8 protein-coding genes are annotated in these 21,093 nt (G+C 68.3%); 3 read left to right on the top strand and 5 right to left on the bottom strand.

Translation table 11 applies throughout. The features are described from left to right. Positions 1-25 precede the first annotated feature (25 nt). On the top strand, positions 26-601 hold the full coding sequence (locus ABD332_RS13125) for an AfsR/SARP family transcriptional regulator (protein ID WP_344502113.1): 576 nt from the start codon (positions 26-28) through the stop codon (positions 599-601). On the opposite strand, the gene ABD332_RS13120 is transcribed toward ABD332_RS13125, so the two are convergent. Beyond that, on the bottom strand, positions 598-1,272 hold the full coding sequence (locus tag ABD332_RS13120; protein WP_344502112.1) for a hypothetical protein: 675 nt from the start codon (positions 1,270-1,272) through the stop codon (positions 598-600). The two genes, ABD332_RS13125 and ABD332_RS13120, sit on opposite strands and share 4 nt — an antisense overlap. Before the next feature lie 23 nt (positions 1,273-1,295). After that, positions 1,296-8,261 carry a polymorphic toxin-type HINT domain-containing protein gene (locus tag ABD332_RS13115; RefSeq protein ID WP_344502111.1) on the bottom strand — a complete coding sequence of 2,322 codons (6,966 nt, stop codon included), beginning with the start codon at positions 8,259-8,261 and terminating at the stop codon, positions 1,296-1,298. A gap of 162 nt (positions 8,262-8,423) precedes the next feature. Here ABD332_RS13115 and ABD332_RS13110 point away from each other — a divergent pair, with 162 nt between their 5' ends. Further along, a complete protein-coding gene (locus tag ABD332_RS13110) occupies positions 8,424-12,389 on the top strand; it encodes a LamG-like jellyroll fold domain-containing protein (protein WP_344502110.1) in 3,966 nt (1,321 codons plus the stop codon). A gap of 229 nt (positions 12,390-12,618) precedes the next feature. Here ABD332_RS13110 and ABD332_RS13105 read toward each other — a convergent pair whose 3' ends face one another. Beyond that, positions 12,619-13,977 carry a glycoside hydrolase family protein gene (locus tag ABD332_RS13105; protein WP_344502109.1) on the bottom strand — a complete coding sequence of 453 codons (1,359 nt, stop codon included), beginning with the start codon at positions 13,975-13,977 and terminating at the stop codon, positions 12,619-12,621. Between the two features lie 644 nt (positions 13,978-14,621). Beyond that, complete coding sequence (locus ABD332_RS13100; protein WP_344502108.1) at positions 14,622-15,680, bottom strand: alpha/beta fold hydrolase; 1,059 nt, start codon at positions 15,678-15,680, stop codon at positions 14,622-14,624. A 12-nt stretch (positions 15,681-15,692) separates the two neighbouring features. Between ABD332_RS13100 and ABD332_RS13095 the strand changes: the two genes are divergently transcribed. After that, a complete protein-coding gene (locus tag ABD332_RS13095) occupies positions 15,693-16,586 on the top strand; it encodes a helix-turn-helix transcriptional regulator (protein ID WP_344502107.1) in 894 nt (297 codons plus the stop codon). A gap of 90 nt (positions 16,587-16,676) precedes the next feature. Here the strand turns inward: ABD332_RS13095 and ABD332_RS13090 are convergent, their stop codons facing one another. After that, positions 16,677-20,972 carry a LamG-like jellyroll fold domain-containing protein gene (locus tag ABD332_RS13090; protein ID WP_344502106.1) on the bottom strand — a complete coding sequence of 1,432 codons (4,296 nt, stop codon included), beginning with the start codon at positions 20,970-20,972 and terminating at the stop codon, positions 16,677-16,679. Positions 20,973-21,093 lie beyond the last annotated feature (121 nt).

The following is a 21,093-nucleotide window of genomic DNA, read 5'->3' as shown; positions in this document are numbered from 1 at the left end:
TCGCCGTCACTCGGGGGAGATGGAGATGGGTCAGGAAACAAGTCCGTACCGGATCCTGGGCCGCGTCTGCTGCGGCGGGTTCGGCCGGGCCACGGAGCTCGCCGGGGTCAAGGTCCGGGCGCTGGTGGTCACCCTGCTGTTACAGGCCAACCGCGCGGTGTCGCTCGACCGCATCGGGCAGGCGCTGTGGGAAGGGGAACCGCCGCGGTCGGCCACCGCCAACATCCGCTCGTTCGTGCACCGGCTGCGCGCCGACCTGCACGACCCGGCGCACCCGGTCAGCCGCGCCGGCGGGTACGAGCTGATGGTGCCCCCGGACGGCTCGGACCACCTGCGGTTCGAGCGGCTCGTCGGCGCCGGCCGGGCCACGCTGCGCGCCGGCGACGCGGCCGGGGCGGCGGACCTGCTGAGTAATGATCTTGAGGCATCACCGCCCCTCAACGGGCGGATGGCAGCGAATCATGCAGGTAAATTTCGCATGAATCAAGGGGCGAACAGGACGATTGCGAAGAAAGAACACGGAAACGCCTCACTACCGGGCCGACAGGAACATCGACCCGGCAACGAGGGATCAAACTATCCGAAAGATCTTTCGGGCTAATTGAAAACCTGAAGCACGTCCGGATTGTCGGTCCAAATCTTGATGTACGGGAGCGACATCTTCGTCAGTTCGTACCAGATGGCACAGTAGAAGATATCGGTGGTCCCGTCAGTCAACCACTGGGTCCACCGCCCACTGGCCGGGCCGACGGGTCGCACCGAGCCGACCCGGCCCATGATGTCGGCCGGCCCGGCCAGCCGCTTGTTCGCATAGACCTCCCGGTACGCGGATCGGTGGACCGCAGCTTCGAACATCGCATCGCTTTCGATCAGGGCGTCGACGGACCCGAATTCGATGGTGCTGGCGGTATCTTCCGACACCACCAGTTCACCTGTCCGGGTCGCCGACGCGCCGCAGTTTCTATCCGTTTCCACGACATAGGAGATCTCGTCCTCGCCCTCGTACGGGTCGGGTTCACAGACCGGCGCGAAGGTGACTACCGAGTCGAAGAACCGACTGGGATACGTGAGGCCGGCGTATCGAGCTTGAAGACCCTCCAGCCTGTGTATCAGGACTTCGTCCACCGCTCCGCGGACGCTTTCCAGTGCAGTTCGAAGCGCGTCGCCCGTCAACCCGGGATCAACTTCCACACGAGCGGCATGCTGTGCCAGGAAAGCGGTGGCCCGATGGGACAACCCCTGCGGCGAATCCATCACGAAATCCGATGGCACAGCAACCTCCAGAAATCCGCTAGCTACCCATGCGTCATGTTCAGATGACCCAACAACCGCCCACAGAGCCCGCACGGATTCACGATCGTCCTGTGCCGCACCATGCCTATGCTACGGCTTTGGAGCGCCATAGCCGTTGTATGTAGTGGCACGGCACCCAGCTCCCTGATCCTGCGGATGCCCTCGATCTCACTGCACCTCCCATGATGCCCGCACATGAGCAACTCCCTCTGGAGCCGTCTGGGCATTGGACTGGTCGTCCGTACTGCCTGGGTCTGCACGACCACCAGCAAGCCTGATGGCCTGATGCCGATCGTCTCGCCGACTGTGCCTGGGCGGTCGTGTCTGCTGGGAGTGTTGGCCGTAATCTCGTCGACCCGTTCTCCCAGGCGACCGGCGGTGCCGTCATCGACGTTGCCGCCGGGTAACGGGCAGGCCGCACCGTTGTTGTTGTGCACCAGGACCGGCGTTTTGTCGGCGACCACGTAGTACGTGTGCACCTCGGCCACCGTGAGGTCCTGCATGACCTGGCTGTCCTGAAGGTTCCGGACCTCCACGACGACCACGTCCGAGCCGTCGAGTGCGCGCACCACTTCGCCGGGTTGCAGGGTGACGGCATCCACCCACCGCTGCCGGGTCTTGGACCAGAACGGGTGGTGCTGCGTGGTGTGCAGCGTGACGAGGCCGTCTTCGTCCAGCAGGCTGACATCGGTGAGGTCGGAGTCGAGGTTGACATGCTTCCGGGTGACCGGCCGGACCGTCGTCTCACCGGTTTCCGGATCCGTGGCGACGACCTGGTCGCCCTCCGCGACCTCCTGGATCGCCTTCGTGGAACCGTCCGCCATCAGCACCGGCGTGCCGGGGTCGAAGCTGTGGTTACAGCTGCCCGCCAGGTCGTCTGCCCTGTTCGACCCGGCGCCTGCCGCGTCGTCGGCGAGGCCGCCGGGTGCGTCGTCGGCCTTCTTGGCGCCCGCGCCGACCTTCTGCGCGAGTTCGTCGGCCTTCTTTCTGGCTGCGGCGATGAGGTCGTCGGTGCGCCGGATGACGTCATCGGCGATCTTGATGGCGTGCTGCCACGACTGATAGGCGTCGAAGGCTCTGGTGATGCCCTTGACGATGGCCTTGCCGGCCTTGAAGACCTTGCCCCACGGGATCATCCCGATGAGGGTGTTCACGCAGGCCCCGACGTCGCCCTTGGTGATGCAGTTGACGATGTCGGTGATGCCGAGGAAGTCGAGCAGGAAGGACAGGCCCTGTTCGACCAGCATGTCCATCATCGACTTCTTCTTCAGCGCCTCGGCCTCCAGGCGCGCCTTCTGGTCCTCGTCGGACAGCCCGCCGGGGTTGCCGGTCGGGTTGCCCGGCGGCGGCGGCGGGGCCGGCGGCGGCGGGAACGCGTCCGGGTCGGCGGGGAACGCCTCACCGGACGGGTCCGCGTTGGTGACCGGCGCGTTGTTGCCGTACGCGTACCCGTTGAGCCGCTGCGGATCCTCAGGGATCGTCAGCGGATCGACGGAGATGAACCGGCCGAGCTTCGGGTCGTACTCCCGCGCACCGAGATGCGTGAGCCCCGTCGACTGGTCCTTCGTACCGCCGACAAAGCCCTTGTCACCGGGCCAGCCGACGACCGCCGTGCCGCGCTCCTCACCGAACGGCGTCGAGCGACGCTTTTGCACCGTGCCGGTGACGGAGTCCATCGCCACCGTCGCCGTGCCCTGCGGATCCGAGGCCAGGTAGGTCAGCGTGCCGTCGTTCGTGCGAACGGCGACCGTCATCCCGCCGTGGCTGTAGTACCGCGTCGCGGACTTCACGTTGGCGGTGCTGAGGTGCAGTTCCTGACCGGGCAGGTACAGCGTGGTCCCGGTGTCGTCGCGCCGGATCAGCCGGTTGCCGGAGGCGTCGTTGAGGAACCGGGTGATCTTCGAACCCTCGGTGACCTTGCTGAGCTTGCCTTCGGCGTCCCACTGCAGGTCCTGCGTGGCGCCGCCGACGACCCGCTGCGTGGTGTTGCCGCTCGCGTCGTACTGGTACGAGGTGAGCGTGCTGCCCCCGACGCTGGTGGTGTCGAGGCGGTGCCCGGCGGTGGCGTAGTTGTAGGTGGTGGTCGGCTCACCGGGCAGCTCGTGGCGCTGCTCGGTGGTTCGGTTGCCGGTCTTGTCGTAGGTGTAGCTGCTCCAGTACTTCGCCGGGCCGCCCAGGTTCGCGACCGTGCGACCGCTGGCGGCGCAGCTCGCCGTCGCCGGCGTCCACGCCTCGGTCATCCGCCGCAGGTGGTCGTGGCTGAAGCACTGGTAGTCGGCCGCCTGCCCCGACGCGGTCGGCTGGTCGAAGACCGAGACCACGTTGCCGGCGGCGTCGTAGGTGTAGGTGGCGTTGTAGACGCTCGCGCCGCCGTTGGGCCTCGCGCTCGCCGTGATCAGCCGCCTGGTGGCCTCCTCGTAGGTGAACTGCAGCAGCAGCGACTTCTTCCCGGACCCGGTCGCACCGACCGTCACGCTCAGCGGCTCGGCGAACGAGTTGTACGCCGTCGCCTGCACGTAGCTGGACGCACCCACGGTGGAGATCGGCAGACCCCACGCGTTGTACCGGGTGGTCAGTGTCTCCGCCGGCAGCGAGGCGAGCTCCGGCATCGTGGTGGTGTCGGGGGTGCCGTCGAAGTTGTACGTGGACGAATAGTCGTAGCTGCCGGCCAGCCCACCCTCGATCATCGGGATCGAGACCCGGGTCTTCGTGGGCCGCTGGAGCATGTCGTACTCGACCACCGAGGTGCGGTACTCGTCGGAGCCGACCCACCGCGACGACGACGTCGGCAGGCCGAGCTTCAGGGTGTCGTACACCCAGCTCGTCAGCTTCTTCTCCGGCGTGGTCGTGATGTCCTTGACCTCGGTCGGCCGGCCGATCGCGTCATACGACATGCCGAGCTTGTCGCCGCGGGCGTCGGTGGTGGTCGCGACCTCGCCGTACTGGTTGTAGGTGAGCGTCGACTCGCCACGGTCCGGTTCCTTCACCCGGTTCGGCCGGTGCAGGTCGTCGTAGAAGTACTCCCACTTGTTGCCGGCGGAGTCCTCGACGACGCTCTGCTGGCCGTCCTTGGCGTAGCTGAACTTCGTCTCGTCGTAGACCCCGGGCGCCTTGTACTGCCACAGCTTCGAGACCCGGCCCCGCGCGTCGTAGGTCGCCGCGGTGGTCGTGCCGCCCGCCGGCGGGGTCACGGTCACCCGGTCCCCGTCATACGCGGTGGTGGTGCGCCACTTCTCGGCCAGCCCGGAGGCGGTGTGCCCGTACAGGATCTCCGCCGTGGTGCGGCCGGCCGCGTCGTATTCGGTGCGGACCTGGTTGGGCAGCGACGCCTCATTGACCGGCAGGAACGTGAAGCCGGGCGGGGCGTCGTTGGTCATCGGACCCGACCGCTTCACGATCCGGTTCTGCGTGTCGTACTCGATGGTGCTGACCGAACGACCACCGGTGGGGCTGGCGATCTGGGTCTGCCGCAGCCGCAGCAGGCCGTCGTACAGCTCGTACTTCGAGGAGTACTGCGGCGCGAGCGTGCCCACCGGCTGCCCCGGCACCTGCGACGGCGACTGGAGCGTCGACGTCATGACAACGGAGTAGCCGGTCTGGCTGATCACGTACGTATACGTGCTGTCCGGCGAGTCGACGCCGCGCTTGCGGGTCGGCCCCCACACGTTGATGACCCGGCCCAGCGCGTCGAGCTCCGCCTCGGTCGTCACGTCGTCGTTCGTGTCGTCGACCATCTTCACCGGCGCACCCCACGCCGGGTCGTTGTCGGTGTAGGTCACGTGCCCGATCGGGTCGGTGGTGATCACCCGCGTGATCGGGCCGTTGCCGGTCCGCACGTAGTCGCTGTGGGTGAGGTTGCCCTTGACGTCGGTCGAGTCCGTGACCCGGCCCGTCGCGTCGTAAACCGCCGTCGACTTCGTCTGGTAGGTCGCCGTGCTCGCCGCCGCGCCCGTGTAGCCGTTGACCTCCTCCACCTTGGTGACCAGCCCGCGGTCACCGATGACGCCGAGGGTCGCGGACTGGTAGTAGTTGCGCGAGTCGGTGAGGACGTCGCCCTTGGCCGGGTTGGTCACCGAGCAGAGCACCGACAGCTGCTGCACCCGGATCGGCAGGTTGATCAGGTACTTGGCGGTGTTGGACGCGAACGTGTACTTCGTGCACTGGTCGTCGCTGCCGTCGCCGACCACACCCTGGTTCTCGATCTGGGTGACGGTGCCGTCCGCGGCGAAGCTCTTGACGACCTTCGTCTCCCGGACCGTGGTCGGCGTCAGGTACGTGTAGCCGTGGCTGACCTCGATGTCGGCCTTCGTGGCGTTGGTGGTGCCCCACGGCTTCGTCTGCGTCGCCTGCGCCGCCGACACCCACGGATCGTCGATGGTGGTCGACAGTTTCGTGGTCTCACCGAGGAAGCTGGTCGTCTCCCGGGTCATGCCGGCGAACCGGTCGTCGTCGGGGATCGTCCCGCCGCGCGAGTCGGTGACGTTCACCGTCTTCGTGCCGCCGGAGCCGTTGCGGTCCCCGTTCATACCCCGGAAGAACCGGGTCTCCGTCTTGCGGCGCAGGCCGTCGAGGCCGTCGCCGGTGCGGGTGATCACCGTGCCGTAGCCGCGCCACTGCGACCAGGTCTTGTCCTCGATGGGGATGATCCCGTCGATCTCGTCGAAGTGCCACGCGGCGTCGCCGACGTACTCGTAATCCGTCACCACCGGCTGCATGCCGCTGTACGCGTCAGCCTGCGTCACGCGGTCCACGACGTACTTGTGGAACCAGTCGATCCGGTTCGGGTACGCCTCGTCCACGCCCTTCACGGGCATGCACCGCAAGGTGTTCGCCTGCGGCGAGACCGGCAGGCTGGTCGTCGAGCAGTTCGTCGGCATGTACCGCACCGCGAGCTTGCCACCGGACTCGCTGGTGATCCCGATGATCCGGCGCCACTTCAACGGCGGGATGTTCGCGCTGAGATTGTCGACCCGGTTGTCCATCGGCGCACCGTCGAAGGTGACCTCGTTCGCGGTGATCGGCGTCGCGGCAGCCAGACCCTTGTGCGTGATTCCCTCCAGCCACATCGCGTAGCCGGTCGATGCATCTTCACGGATGTACGACTGGCGCAACGTCCACTCGTCGACCGGACGGAACCCGACACCGTTGTTGTTCAACACCTCGGTGCGGATCTTGTTCAGCCGCTTCTTCGTGAAGAACGCCGGCGAGAACGTCTGATTGCACGGCGCCGCGTCACAGGTGAGGTCGGTCGGCGTGTCCTGGAAATCCGTCGGCGCCGAGCAGCCGCCCACGCACCGGTTCTCCGTGTCGAAGAACACCTTCGCCAAGGGGGGCGTGCTGTAGATGGCGTCGCTGCGCTGCCCGTAGTCGATCCGCTTCAGGTTGCCCGCGCGGACGTACCAGTCGGGGTGATCGGCGTCGCCGTAGCGGGCGTAGTTGTTCGTCTCCCGCTCGTAGAAGTACGACATCGTGTTGCCGTGCACGTCCACGGCGTAGTCGACGTTCCACTTGTACGCCTGCCGACAACCCGACGCCTGGAAATTCGCACCGTTGCACGGCTCACCAGGGTGATTGCCGTACACCGGCACCGTGAAGACCGACTGGGTCTCCTCGCCGCTCGTCCAGCCCGGCAAGCGGTTCTGGCCGAAGAAGAACTGGGTGCCGTCGGGTGAGGTGAACTTCCAGTACTCACCGTTGTCGTCACCGTTGTTGAGCCCGGTGTTGAACAACTGCTCGACCTTCGAGCCGTCGTCGTTCTTCAGCTTCCACGTGTTGCTCGTGCCGACCCGCACGAGCTCGGAGGCCCTACCGTTGAGGGTGATCGAGGCGTTGTCCGAATACCAGCACTGGTCCCCCGTCGGCCGCGTCTTGTTGTTCGCGTCGCCCTCGACGTCCGTCGCACACGGCTTGTAGCGCCGCTCGATCTGCCCGGGCGCGAACTCGAAGCCCATCCCGATCCACGACGCCTGGTTGTTTGCCCCGACCGTCCGGCCGTCAACGCCGCTGGACGCGTAGGCCAGGGAGATCGTCGGCGACGGACCGCCGTTGGCGGGCGGCACGCTCAGCGGGTAGGACCAGGTGAAGTCACCCGTCGAACCGCCGCCGCCCCAGGCCGCGGACTCGCTGAGCGAGGTCGCCCCGAAGTTGCCCGCGCCACCGGAACCGGCCGCCTGCAACGCCAGCATCTTCGACGCACCGCCGGCGAGGGTCAGGTCGCTGCTGACCACTCCGGTGCCGGTGTTGTTCACCGACTGCAGCGGCTTGCCCACCTGGCACTCGCTGCGCTCCGGTGTCGTGGCCGCGCACTCGGGCAGCTCGACCAGGCGCAGCCGGGAGCTCCACGCACCGCCGTACGCGTCGCGGAACGAGCCGTAGTTCACCTCGACCGAGATCCGGTTGTTGCTCAACGTGGAGTCCGGACGGGCCACCTTCAGCAGCAGACCGTCCACTTTGGACTTCGCCGTGCGCGCACGGTCGAACACCTCGACGCGGACCGCCGCCGGCCCGGCCAGCGGGACCTTCCGCAGATCCTCCTGCACCGCATCACGGGCGTCACCGATGAACACCGGGCTCGCACCCGCCCGCGTCGGACCCGCCTTCGCGGCCCGCACGACATCCGCGTTGGTGCGGGCGGGCTCGGCGGCGAGCCGCCGCGCGGCCAGGTCGACGGTCGCGGACTCGGCCTTCGGCCAGCTCACGGCGGGCGCCGCGGTCAGCCCCAGGCCCTGCTCGGCATCCGCGAACCTTGCCGGTTTCACCCGCTTCGAGGTGTCCTCCGGCACCTTCCGGTCCACCTGATTCGGATTCGCCACCAGCGGATCGACCGGCGCCGCCACCGCGGGCAGCGTCGCCAGCCCTGAGGCCAGCAACGACAACGTGATCGTCAGGACCGTCGCACCGACCGCCCGGCGGCGCCAGCTGCGCCATCGTCGGTGGTCCGGCAATCGTTCTTGAACAGCGTGCAGCATGGACCGCACCGCGGCGTCCTCCCCGTATCGGCAACCGTAGATCCGCCCACAGGCGGATGGCAGACGAATCATGCATGTAAATGCATTGTCGGACAAGGGATTGAGTTCCCTGGCTCCCTTCCATAAGCTGCGGCCGCTGCCATCGACCAGACGGGGAGGACCATGGTGGGCGAGAGCATCCCGCTGCGCCGTGCCCAGAAGTGGGCCATCGCACTCACAGTGACCGGATTAGCCGCTTCGGCGCTTGTCGTCACGCAGTTCGGGCCGAACGGCCGTCACGCTCAGCAGTCAACCGACACCACCGCGTACGCCGCCGGCGCTGCCGGGAGCGGCTCGGAGGCGAACGGTTCGGGCACCGCTCAGGACCCGGTAGATACCACGGAGAACGTCTCGCCCGCTGCCCTGCTGAACGAGGCAAAGCTCACCAACAAACCCGTCGAGGTGGCGCAACGTCGCACCGCGACGGCGCAGACCTTCATCAACCCGTCCGGCACCTACACCACCAAGCAGTTCGCCGCTCCGGTGCGCGTCAAGCAGGACGGCAAGTGGGCCGACATCGACACCACGCTGGTCCGCGACGCGAAGGGCGTGGTGCGGCCGAAGGCCACCACCGTCGATGTCAGCTTCTCCGGCGGCGGCAAGGGTGACCTGCTGACGATCAAGGGCATCGGCGGCACGTTCGCGCTGACCTGGCCGACCGAGCTGCCGAAGCCGACGCTCGACGGGCCCAACGCCACCTATGCCGACCTGCTGCCCGGCGTCGACCTGCGGCTCACCGCGCAGCGCGAAGGGTTCAGCAAGGTCTTCGTGGTCAAGAACCGGGCCGCGGCCGACAGCCAGGCGCTGCGCAAGCTCACCTTCGGGGTGCGCACCGCCGACCTGAGGATCGCCTCGGCGGCGGACGGCGGCTTCAACCTCGTCGACCGCAACGGCACGTCGGTGCTCATCAGCGACGCACCGATCATGTGGGACGAGCCGGTCATCCCGGCCGGGCTGAGCAAGTGGGAGGCGGAGCTCGTCGAGCCGGCCCACCACGCCACGATGCGCTCGGTGATCGGCAAGGACCAGCTGTCGGTCGAGCCCGACCAGGCGATGTTGGCCCGTACCGACCTCAACTTCCCGGTGTACATCGACCCGTCCGGCAACGTCACCAACAACGGCAACTGGACGCACATCAACCAGGCCAACGGCAACACGTCGTACTGGACGACCGACCGCGACCGGGCCAAGGTCGGCTACTCCGGCTACGCCACCACGAAGACGCCGTGGCGCTCCTACTTCCTCTTCGTCGTGGACAACCTCGCCGGCAAGCAGCTCACCAACGCGGCGTTCTCGATCACCCTTGACCACTCCGCCAGCTGCGGCGACACCCAGGTGATGCTGTACGGGACCAACAACGTCAGCTCGACCACGGCAGTCACCTGGAACAACTCCAGCGGCGGCAACATCTGGGCGACGCACGTCGCCAACGGCTGGGGCCACGCCAACGAGGACACCGGCTGCGGCGGCCAGGCGGCCCCCGACATGACGATGTGGATGGGCGGCTACGACTACCCGCTGGTCCGCCAGCACATGCAGCGCGCCGCCAACGGCGAGTTCGGCGGCCAGATCACCTTCGGCATCAAAGCCGTCGACGAGGGCCAGAAGCTGCAGTGGAAGCAGTTCCACCCGTGGAGCGCGGCGATGACCTTCGAGTACAACACCACCCCCGACGTGCCGCAGGAGCTCAACACCGTCCCGGCGACCACGTGCGGCTCGGAGAGCAGGCCGACCCGGCTGCCTGCGGCGATGCAGAACACGAAGTTCAGCGCGCTGCTGCTGGACAGTGACGCCAACACGGTCCACGGTGACCTGCAGGTGCTGCTGGGCAACACCGAGACCGTGAAGCACAGCACCAGCACCGTCGGCGTGGCCAACGGCTCCGCGGTGTCGTGGCCGGCCACCCCGGCCGGGGTCCTGGCGGCCAACACGGTGTATTCCTACCGGGCCCGCACCGGCGACGGGGTCGGCAACAGCCCGTGGAGCAACCGCTGCTACTTCGTCGTGGACACCACCGGGCCGTCGGTGCCGACGATCAGCAGCACCGACTTCCCCGACGGCAACCCGGTGAAGGACGTCGGCCAGACGGGCAGCGTGCTGCTCAAGCACGCACCCGCCGACACCGACATCGCCGGCTACGCCTACGGGTTCGCCGCGGACAAGCTGACCGGGTGGGTGCCCGCCGACAGCACCGGCGACGCCACCATCCCGATCACGCTGTGGACCGACCCTGACACCGGCTACGCGAGCAGCGACCTGTACGTGCGCTCGGAGGACTTCGCCGGCAACCAGAGCATCACCACCATCAACCCGTACCAGCTGATGGCGAACGACAACGGTGCCGTGCCGCCGAAGAAACGCGGCGACGTCAACGGCGACGGCAAGGGTGACATCTCGGCGATCATCGACGCCGGTGGCGACCGGTTGCGGGCCTGGACGCTGACCTCCAACGGCCTCGACGTCGACAACAACCTCGCCTTCTCCACCCAGACCGTCGGTTGGGACACCGGCCGGGACGGCTCCTCGTTCGTCACGATGCGCTTCGTCACCGGCGACTTCACCGGCCCCGCGGGGTTGCCGGACGGGCTGTCCGACCACGCGCTGTTCCGGCAGGACCCGGACGGCCTGATCCGCATGTTCCTGCTGACCGCCCGGGGCAACCGCTTCGACGTCCTGCAGGACCCGGTCTGGACCAGCCCGGCCGCGCCGGTCGATCCACTGTGGAACATCGCCAACCTGCGGTTCATGCCGGGCGACTTCGACGGCGACGGCAAGGCCGACGTCGCGGCGGTCCGCGGCGACGTGACCGGCACCGGCTCGACCATCTGGGTGTGGCGGCAGAGCTCCGGTTCGACCCAGTACACCGCGACGCAGTGGGCGAGCACGCCGACGATCAACATCACCACCTCCACCCCGGTCGGCGCCGACCTCGACGCCGACGGTGACACCGACGTCACGTTCATGAAGGCCGACGCGGTCGACACCATGTCGGCGCTGGTCTACAAGTCCAACGGGGCCGCGCAGACGTTCCAGACGCCCAGCGGGTCGGCCTGGTCGTCGGGAGCGGGCAACTTCGAGTACCGCCGGGCACGGTTCGTCACCGGCAACTTCGACGGCGACACCACCAACGGCAAGGGCAAGATCGATATCGCGGTCCTGTACGACTACGGCACCAGCAGCAACTTGGCCGTGTGGGGCTGGAACGGCACCGCGATCACCTCGCTGAGCGTGTCGCCGACGTGGACCTCGTTCGACGTGCGCAAGGTGAAGGAGCTCCAGGCCTCGGACTTCGACGGGGACGGCAAGGACGACCTGGCGATCTTCCGCGACAGCTCGATCGTCGGCACCACCGAGCTGCACACGGTGCGCAACTCCGGCACCGGCTTCACCGCGGCGCCGCTGATGGTGCGCAGCTGGACGGTGTCGGAGAAGCCCGAGCGGCGGGCCGCGTGGCGCTTCGACGACACGGGCAGCGGCACCGCCGTCTTCGACGAGTATGGCGACTACCCGGCGAAGGTCTTCGCCGGTGGGACCCGGGTCAACGGTCGCAAGTTCTCCACCGACCCGTCCGACCGGGCGCTGTCGCTCAACGGCACCAACCAGTGGGCGGCCACCAGCGGCGCGGTCGTGCGGACCGACCGCAGCTTCACCGTCGCGGTGTGGGTGCGGATCACCGCGACCAACAGTTGGCAGACGGTGCTCGGCTCGCAGGGCACCTGGCAGTCCGGCTTCTACCTGCAGTGCACCATCGGCGGCCAGTGGCGCATGGTGTTCTCCAACGACGACGTGCAGTACCCGGCGGGGTACTTCTATGCGGAGGCGAAGACGCCGGCACAGGCCAACACCTGGACCCACCTCGCGGGCGTCTACGACGGGGACACCGGCACGATCAAGCTCTACCTCAACGGCGTGCTGGAGGGCACCGGCGTCCGGGCGACCCCGTGGAACGCCTGGGGCCCGATCCAGATCGGCCGGGGCGAAGGGCGCGTGACCGGCGGCTTCAACTACGTGGGCGGCATGATCGACAACGTCGACATCTTCGACCACGCGGCGTCCTCCTACGAGATCGCCCAGCTCGCGACGCCGTAACCCGTACAGCGGTGGGCTGTCCCTTCAGGGGCGGCCCACCGCCGTTTCCACAGCAGCCGGGCGTCGCGGATGCGCGGGACCATCCACTGCCAAGGTTTTCGACCAGGCGAAGCGCACCGGGCAGGAGGCCGCTCAAGGAGTACGGGGTCCGCTGAGGCGGTTGAGCAGGCCCGCACACCGGGCCTGCTCAACCCCGATCTTTACCGACCCGGGCGGATCGCGGCGGCGCTCACTGGCCCTGTCCCTGGTCGTGCGGAACGGTGACCGTGACGGTGCAGCCGGCCGCGCGGCCGATCTCGTCGTGACCGCGGTAGGTCAGCGTGTAGACCCGGTCGCCGCCGTTGCCGGCGCGCTCGGCGCGCAGCTGCCCGGTCAGCGACGGCTGCCCCGGGGCGAACCCCGTGACGTCCGAAGCGTCGCCACCGGTGACGTCGGCGAGCTGGAACCCGCGCGGCCCGAGGACGCCGTCCGGGAGGTCGACGCTCACGTTGACGTCAACCATGCGGTGGTTCGGTGGCCACAGCCGCGGCCGGTCGACCGTGCAGTTCAGCTGCCGCTCGGGCAGCGGTTCGTCCAGCGTGGCGACCGCGTGCCCGATGGTGGCGGTGAGCCGGGCACCGGCCTCGTAGTACATGTGGACGGTGGTGCCGTCGAAGTAGAAGGTCGGTGCCGCGGAGCGGCCCAGATCCGGCGCGGCTGCCATCGAGTCGTGCACCACGCCCAGGTGAACCTCCTGGTCGAAGTTCTCGCCGACGTCCACCGCGTGCATGTCCCCGTCGGCCGCGTGGAAGATCACCAGGTTGCGGCCCTGCCAACGCAGGTAGAACGGGCCGGAGGCGTTGGGGGCTTCGACGCCCTGCGGGGTGACGATCGGCTGCGGCTGGATCGTCCAGTTCCGGGCGTCGGTGGAGACCGCCCAGCGGATGCGCCGCGCTACCGGACCGGTCGGGCCGGGGAGCGCGTTGATCGGGTTGTCCATGAACAGCATCAGGTACCGGCTGCCGAGCCGCGGAATCGACTGTTCGAAGACCCGGGCGTACGAGGTCTCGCCGCCGGTGCTGTCGTCGCGCTGGACTGCTGCGCCGCCGTATTCGAAGTGGATGCCGTCGTCGGACGTGGCGTACCGGGTGATCGAGTTCTCGCCGTGGAAGTAGAGGAAGAGCTTCTGCTCGCCTTCGATCCAGATGGCGTGCGGCGAGGAGATGTGGCTGACCGTGTTGTAGTACGGCAGCCAGGTGTTGGAGACCAGCGGGTTGCTCTGATATTCGGTCCAGGGGCCGTTGATGGAGTCGGAGTAGGCCAGGGAGATGCCGCCCGGCTTCTCGTGCGGCGCGTAGTACAGGTAGTAGGCGCCGAGCGGGTGCGCGAAGTAGTCGGCCGCCCGGATGACGCTGGGGAAGATGAACTCGTTCGTCGGGTTGTACTTCAGCTTCGTCTTGTCGAACGCCGTGCCGACGTAGGTGAAGCTGGGAAAGCTGAACGGGGTGTCGGCCGACGCTGCCGTGGCCGGTGTCGCGGCGAGGGCGGCGGTGACGAGTCCGGTCGCCGCAGCGCAGGCGGTACGGCGGACGAGGCGCTGAGATGTCACAGAATTTCTCCCTTGGTGGACGGCGGTCGACGTCGCGCGGCGGGCGAACCGGCGCCGGCGGCGGTCGTTCGACAGGCACGACCGACCGTCCGGGTGATGAACGGTGAACGGTGGAGATCGAGCAGGGGTTCGACATCGGAACCGGGGGTTCCACAATGGACGGTCACGCCGCTGACGGTGGCGGTGGCGGGTGCCGGCTGGTCGTAGCAATACGCCATGTGGCCCTCCTGCCGCTGAGTGTTACCGGCGTGTTTCTCGAATGGTGGTAGGCGCACTCCGGGCAGTCAAGACGATAATACGTATTATCTAGGTACGCTGATGCCCTCGACGTCGGCCGGCGGCACCGTAAGGTGCCCATCGTGACCACCCGGAGCCGCCACAACGACCCCGCCGACCGGTCCGGTGAGCCGTCGGCCGAGCAGCTGCGTCACGAGGCCAGCTCGGCCTCGACCCGGGCTCCCGCACCGCCTGAGCCCTGTCCTGCCGATCATGGAGTAGTTGATCGATGATGTGTCGGTGGGATCGACGAGGTCGGGACGTTCGACAGCGACTGCCTGCTCAAGCGCGTCGACTGGCTGACGCACTGACCGGTGTGGTGTGCGGTGGCCGCCTCGCCGCCACCGCACGCCGACCCAGTCATACGATCACTTCGGCCACGGCATTTCCCGCGCCTGCTGGTCCAGCCACTTGAGCATCGCCTGGGTTGTTTCTTCCGGCCTTTCCTGCTGGATCCAGTGGCCGCAGTCGAGATTGGCCACTTCCGCGTTCGGCACGAAGTCGGTCAGTCGTTCCGACTTCGCGACCGCGTCGCGGTCGCCGTAGATCATGAGGGTGGGCTGGCAGATGATCGGGTCCACGTCGGCCAGCAGGTGCCAGTTGCGGTCGAGGTTCCTGTACCAGTTGATGCCGCCCGTGAACCCCGACGACTCGAACGCGGAGATGAAGACGGCCAGTTCGCGGTCGCCCATCAAGGGATCACCGAGCGGAGTCTCCGCTCTGGCGAGATTGATCAACGACATGCCCGGCTGAGGCTCCGCGGGGGGCTCGTTCTTCCGGTACAGGTTGCGAAGGAACTGGAACGTGTGCGCCTCGAGAACGGCGTCCGCGACGCCCGGCTGCCGATTGAAGTGGACGAAGTAGAAGTCGCCGCCGAACACCTCTTCCATGAACTCGATCCAGGGCCTTGCTCCGCGCTCCTGGTACGGCAGGCTCAGGTTGATCACCTTGTTGACCCGGTTCGGGTGCAGCAAGGTCAGGCCCCAGACGACGAACGCACCCCAGTCGTGGCCGACGAAGGTGGCATCGTCATAGCCGTAGTGGTCAAGCAGCGCGACGAGGTCACCCGCCAGGTGTTCGATGTCGTAGGCGGTCACTTCGGCCGGACGGGACGAGTTTCCGTAGCCCCGTTGGTTCGGGACGATGACGTGGTAGCCCGCTGCGGCCAGGGCCGGCATCTGATGACGCCAGGAATAGGCGAGCTCCGGCCAGCCGTGACAGAGCACGACGGGTCGCCCTGCATTGTGCCTGCCGGCCTCGAAGACTTCGAGCTCCACGCCGTTGACCGCGATCATGGTGGGTTCGGGGAAATCGGTGATCATGCGGCCATCCTGCCGACCGAAACCGGTCACCTCATGACCGGTTTCTGTGGAAGTGTTGCCGGGGTGCGAGCCGACCGGCTGATGGCCATCCTCCTGTTGCTGCAACAGCGTGAGCAGGTGACAGCGGCAGAGGTCTCCCGGGAGCTGGAGGTCTCCGAGCGCACCGCCCGCCGCGACCTCGACGCCCTGGCCATGGCCGGGGTGCCCGTGTACTCCATGCAGGGCCGGGGCGGCGGCTGGCGCCTCGTGGGCGGCGCCCGCACCGACCTGTCCGGGTTGACCGCGAGTGAGGCCCGCGCCCTGTTCCTGGTCGCCGGCCCGGCCTCGGCTGCGACGCCGGCCGTGAAGGCGGCGCTGCGCAAGCTCGTCCGAGCCCTGCCGGAGCCCTTCCGGGTGCAGGCCGAGGCAGCGGCGGCGTCGCTGGTCACGGACCCGCAACGATGGGGTTCGAGCCGGATCGAGCGCCGGGCACCCCGATTCCTCGACGAACTCCAGGACGCGGTGATCCGCGGCGTCCAGGTGCGGCTCGGCTACGTCGACGGCAACGGCACCGAAACCGAGCGAACCGTCCACCCGCTGGGCATCGTCGCCAAAGGTCCGTCGTGGTACCTCGTCGCCCACACCGAGGCCGGCCGGCGGACCTTCCGCATCGACCGCGTGTCGTCCGCCGACCCGACCGGCGATCCCGTGCACCGGCCCGGGGACTTCGACCTCGCCGCGAGCTGGCGCGAGATCGCCGACGAGGTCGAACGCAGGCGGACACCCCTCGAGATCCAGGCGGTGTGCACACCCAGCGGGATAGGCCGGCTCCGGATGATGCTCGGCGACCGGCTCGAGGTGGGAGGCTCCACGGCCGACGGCCGCATCGAGGTCGTGATCCGCGGCTACAACGAGTACGCGCTCGCCGGCGAGCTCGCCGGGATGGTCGAATGGCTCGAGGTGACCGGCCCTCCCGGCGTACGGGACCACCTGGCCGCGATCGGCAACGCCCTCGTCGAGCGGTACGGCTGAGACCGGGCGCGCGGGCAACACAGGACGTGGGCCCTGGGAGAGTTCACCCAGGGCCCACGCCGTCATTGCCGCCCTACGGGCGCGGTGTGCTTACCGGCGACCCGCGTACAGCTGCGTCACGTGCTCGGCGCTGAGCTCGTAACCGTACAGGCGGAAGTCGTCGATCAATCCGTCGAACCTCGGGTCACCCCAGCTCGTCCCGCCGATGTAGTTGGCGGTGGTGTTGCCGCCCACGCCGACGTTGCCGATGTTGATGGTGAAGTCGGTACGGGTGGCCTTCAGGACGCCGTTGAAGTAGATCTTCCCGACCGAGCCGTTCTGCGTGAACACGACGTGTGTCCACGCGTTGAGCGGCAGGTCGTTGCCGGCGCCGAGCAGGAGCCGTTCCTGGGTGGCCACGCCCGGTGCCTTGAACGTGGCACCGAACCCGGTGGTGTTGCCGTTGGTGGCGGACTGGAGCAGGAAAAACGTGTCCGTGCTGCTGCCGATCTGCACCAGCGGCACCCAGTTGGGCAGGGTGTCCGGCCGGGCCCAGAAGGACACCGTGAACTGCGTGTCCAGGCCGGCCTCGATGTTGTCGGGCAGCCGGACCTGGTTGCCCGAGGCCGCGTCGCCACCCGGCAGGTTCACCGCGGGGCCGTACTTGCCGGACGCGCTCCACGACGTCGTGCCCGTCAGGGTCGCGGCGCCGATCGAGGACTTCGCGCCCGTGTTCGCGGCGGCGGTGCCCGTGTTCTCGTCGAAGGTGTACCGGACCGAGACACCCTCGTTGTACATCGCGGCCACGTCCGCCGAGGTCAGCGCGGACGTGTAGATCCGGACGTCGTCCATCAGGCCGTCGTACGCCGCGTCGCCGTAGCCGTTGCGGCCCAGCCAGTTGTTGGTCGTCGGACCGATCTCCGTCATACCGATGGTCAGGTCGGTACGGGTGGCGATCACCTGGCCGTTGAGGTACAGCGTGCCGATCGAGCCCTGGCGGGTGAAGGCCACGTGGTTCCACTGGCCGGCGACCACGTCCTGGGCCGGACTGGCGTAGACCCGCTCCTCGGGGCCGGTCTTGGCCTTGAAGGTGACCGCGAGCCCGGTGCTCCCGCTGGCCTGGGTCTGCATCTGGATCTGGTAGTAGCTGCCGGCGGAGCCGAGCCCGTCACCGATGTGGAACAGGCCGGTCCAGTTGCTCTTCGTGTCGGGGCGCACCCAGAACCCGGTGGAGAAGTTCGCCGCGCCCTGGAGCAGGTTGTCCGGCAGGTCGACGGCGTTCGCGGTGCTGACACCGGGGAAGTTGATCGCCTTGCCGAGCACGCCGTTGGTGGACCAGCCGGTGGTCCCGGTCAGGACCGCGGCCCCCACCGAGCCGACGGAGCCGGTGTTGGCGGCGGTGGTACCCGTGCCCTCCTCGAACTCGTACCGGATCGGGATGCCGGTGGCCGGCGGCGGCGGGTTGTCGCCCACGATCACCAGGTCGTCGATCATGAGACCGGCGCCGGTCCCCGTGGCCGCCTTCAGGGTGAGCACCTGCGAGGCGGTCGCGGCCGTGAAGGTGCCGACGTACGAGCCGTAGGCGGCCGTCGAGGGCAGTGCGGTCGTGGCCGTGAGCGTGGCGTTGAGGTTGCCGATCGTCAGCGTTCCCGTCGCCGCGGCGGTCCCGGACGACCGGGCGTCGCGGGCGTAGCGCAGCGAGATCCGGTACGTGTTGCCGGGGGTGAGGTCGCTGACGGTGCGGGTGATGTTGCCCGTGGTGCCCAGGCTGAGCTGGTACCCGGTGAAGCCGAGGCCGCCCTGACCCGCGGCGTTGCCGCGCACCAGCTGGACCTGGCTCGCGACGTTCCACGGCGACATCCGGCTGTTGCCGGCGGCGACGTCGACGGTCGCGGGAGCGACGTTGGTGCGCCACTCGGCGGGCAGGCGCGGGTACTCGAACTGGTCGACGACCCGCGGGTTCAGCTGCGTCATGACCACCGCGGGGTCGATCTGCAGGATCTTCGCGACCGACGGGGTGCCGGTGTTGTCCCAGATGTACAGCATGTACGACCCGGGCGGGGCGTAGTTGCCGTTGAGCGGCGAGGTGATGTTCACCGTGCCACCCGACTGGCTGAACGCCAGGTCCTGGAAGTTCTGGTCGTTGTTGAACCCGTGCGTCACGGAGCCGTTGCGGACCAGCGTGACCCGGGAGACCGTGCCGGTCGCGCCGATCTGGAAGTTGCCGTTGTAACCGATCTTCTGCGGCGCGGTGTTGATCACCGGGCGCGGGGCGAGCGCGTCGCCGTTGAACAGGTACCCCGGCGAGTAGTACTCCACGTCCGTGTAGTTGCGCGGACCGGGAGCGCCGCCGCCGCCGACCATGACCCGGCCGTCGGGCAGGAGCAGGGCCGTGGAGTGGTAGAGCCGGGCGTGCTCGTGCGGGATGACGACCTCGGACCAGGTGTTGGTGGTCGGGTCCCAGATCTCGGGGTTGGTGACGTACCCGCCGTTGCCGTTGTTCTCCCGGCTGCCGCCGGTGATCAGGACCCGGCCGTCGGGCAGGAGCGTCGAGGTCAGCCAGTGGCGCTGGTACTTCATCGGCGGGATCGCCGTGACGACCGGGTTGGCGGTGCCGCCGGTGATGTCGACGGTGAAGCCGGCGCGGGCGCCGTCCGGGCCACCGCCGTTGCCCCACCAGCCGCCGCCGACCTGCATGATCTTGCCCGGGCGGTACATGACCGCGGTGGACGTGGCGCCGACCGGGTTACCGTTGCCGCCCTGGTTGGAGATGTTGGTGGGCAGCGTGCCCCGCAGCGTGATCTGACCGGTGCCGTTGTTGCCGGCCGGGTTCAGCTCGTACATCTGGGTGCCGGTGATGTTGAACAGCGTGCCGGTGGTCGGCGCGACGAACGCGCGGGGGTACCACCAGCGGTTCTCGTCGTTGCCGGGGTGGTCCGTGCCGCCGTCACCGTAGGCTGCCGAGCTGGTGGCGCCGGTGAGCAGCTTCCAGCCCGTGCCAGACTCCGGGGTGTAGATCTCCGGGGTGAGGACACCGCGCCCGCCGGGGCCACCGGTGAGGCTGCCGCCCTGCACGACGACGGAGCCGTTGGGCATGGTCGTGCCCGTCGGGTACCACCGCGGGTAGTTCAGCGGCGCCTCGGTCTGCAGCCCGTTGTTCGTGGAGTAGCTGGTGACGCCGATCCCGCCGTCGTTGGGGGCGTTGCCGCCCATGCCGTCGTCACCGCCGACCGTCATGATGGAGTGGTCGTGCGGGCTCTGCACCTGCATGGAGCAGAACAGGTCGGTGTACGTGGTGTTGGGGATGATGCCGGCGCGGAGGTTCGCCAGGGTGCGTGGCGTGGAGGGGTTCCAGATGTCGACCTCCATCTGGCCGCCCTGGGTGACCCCGTCGTTGCCGGTCCAGTCGTAGGGCGTGGTGTCGTTGGCCCAGCCGCCGACGCTGCCGAAGGACTGCACCCGGCCGTCGGAGGTCAGGGCCATGTTGATCGGGACCAGCGGCCACGGCGTGACGCCGCTCCAGGCGCCGGCCAGGTCCTTCCTCGGCGGCGAGCAGTCCGCCGCGAGGAGCTTCGCGGCGTAGGCGAGGCCGTTCTTCATCTGGGCTCGCATGTACGTCTCGGAGTACGCGGTGCCCTCGTGGCCCATGGAGGTGTACCAGGACCGGCCGGAGTCGATCGTCTGACACCAGGTGAGCGGGTGCTTGGAGCCCTGCCGGCCCATGCCGTAGGAGGCCTCGTCGGCCTCGACCAGGGTCCGCACGTTGGGCGCCGGGTTGACGACCCAGTCGTACCATTCGTCGCTGCGGGTGATGCTCGTCGTCACGCCCGCGACGAGCGGGTGCGTGGCGTCCGAGACGAACACCCGGCCGGGCCGCACGCCGGGGTTCTCCGGGTGTCCCTCGGAGGCGGCACCGACGAGACGGGCGTAGAACGGGTTGACGTCGTGCTCGCTCTCACCGACCGACCAGCCGGTGTAGTGCATGCCCATGAACCCGCCGCCACCGCGGATGTAGGCCTCGAGCGCGGAGCGCTGGGCCGCGTTGAACAGCACGCCACCGGTCTGCGCGAAGACCACCGTGTCGCGGATGGCGAGGTTCGCGGTCGTGAACGCCGCCGGGTCGTCGGTCTCCTGGATGTCCACCGGCTGGTTGTACTGGGCGCCGAGCTGGGTCGCCAGGTCACGCACGGCCTGCCGGGCCTCCACGTTGGAGGCGTGGAAGTTGGCCTTGTAGAACAACAGCACGCTGAGCCGGCCGTCGTCGGCGGGGGCCGCATGCGCCACGGCGGGAAGCGCGACGGTGGCGGCCGAGCTGGCGATCAGCGCCAGGGCGGCGAACGCCGCGGCGGCCCGGCCGGACAAATACGTTGAGAGGCGGAAGTGGGCTGACCTGCGGGGCACTTTCATAAGAGATCCCTTGAGGTTCGGCGGACGTGGCGGTATGGCGGACACCAACCACGGAGAGCCTGAACGTAGGGCAACATGAATACGTCGTCAAGAACTGCGTCTACGTACGTGAACCGAGTTT

Origin of the sequence: Dactylosporangium maewongense, from assembly GCF_039531485.1 — a bacterium.
GTDB lineage: Bacteria > Actinomycetota > Actinomycetes > Mycobacteriales > Micromonosporaceae > Dactylosporangium > Dactylosporangium maewongense.
This window is presented reverse-complemented; position numbering and strand designations above follow the sequence as displayed.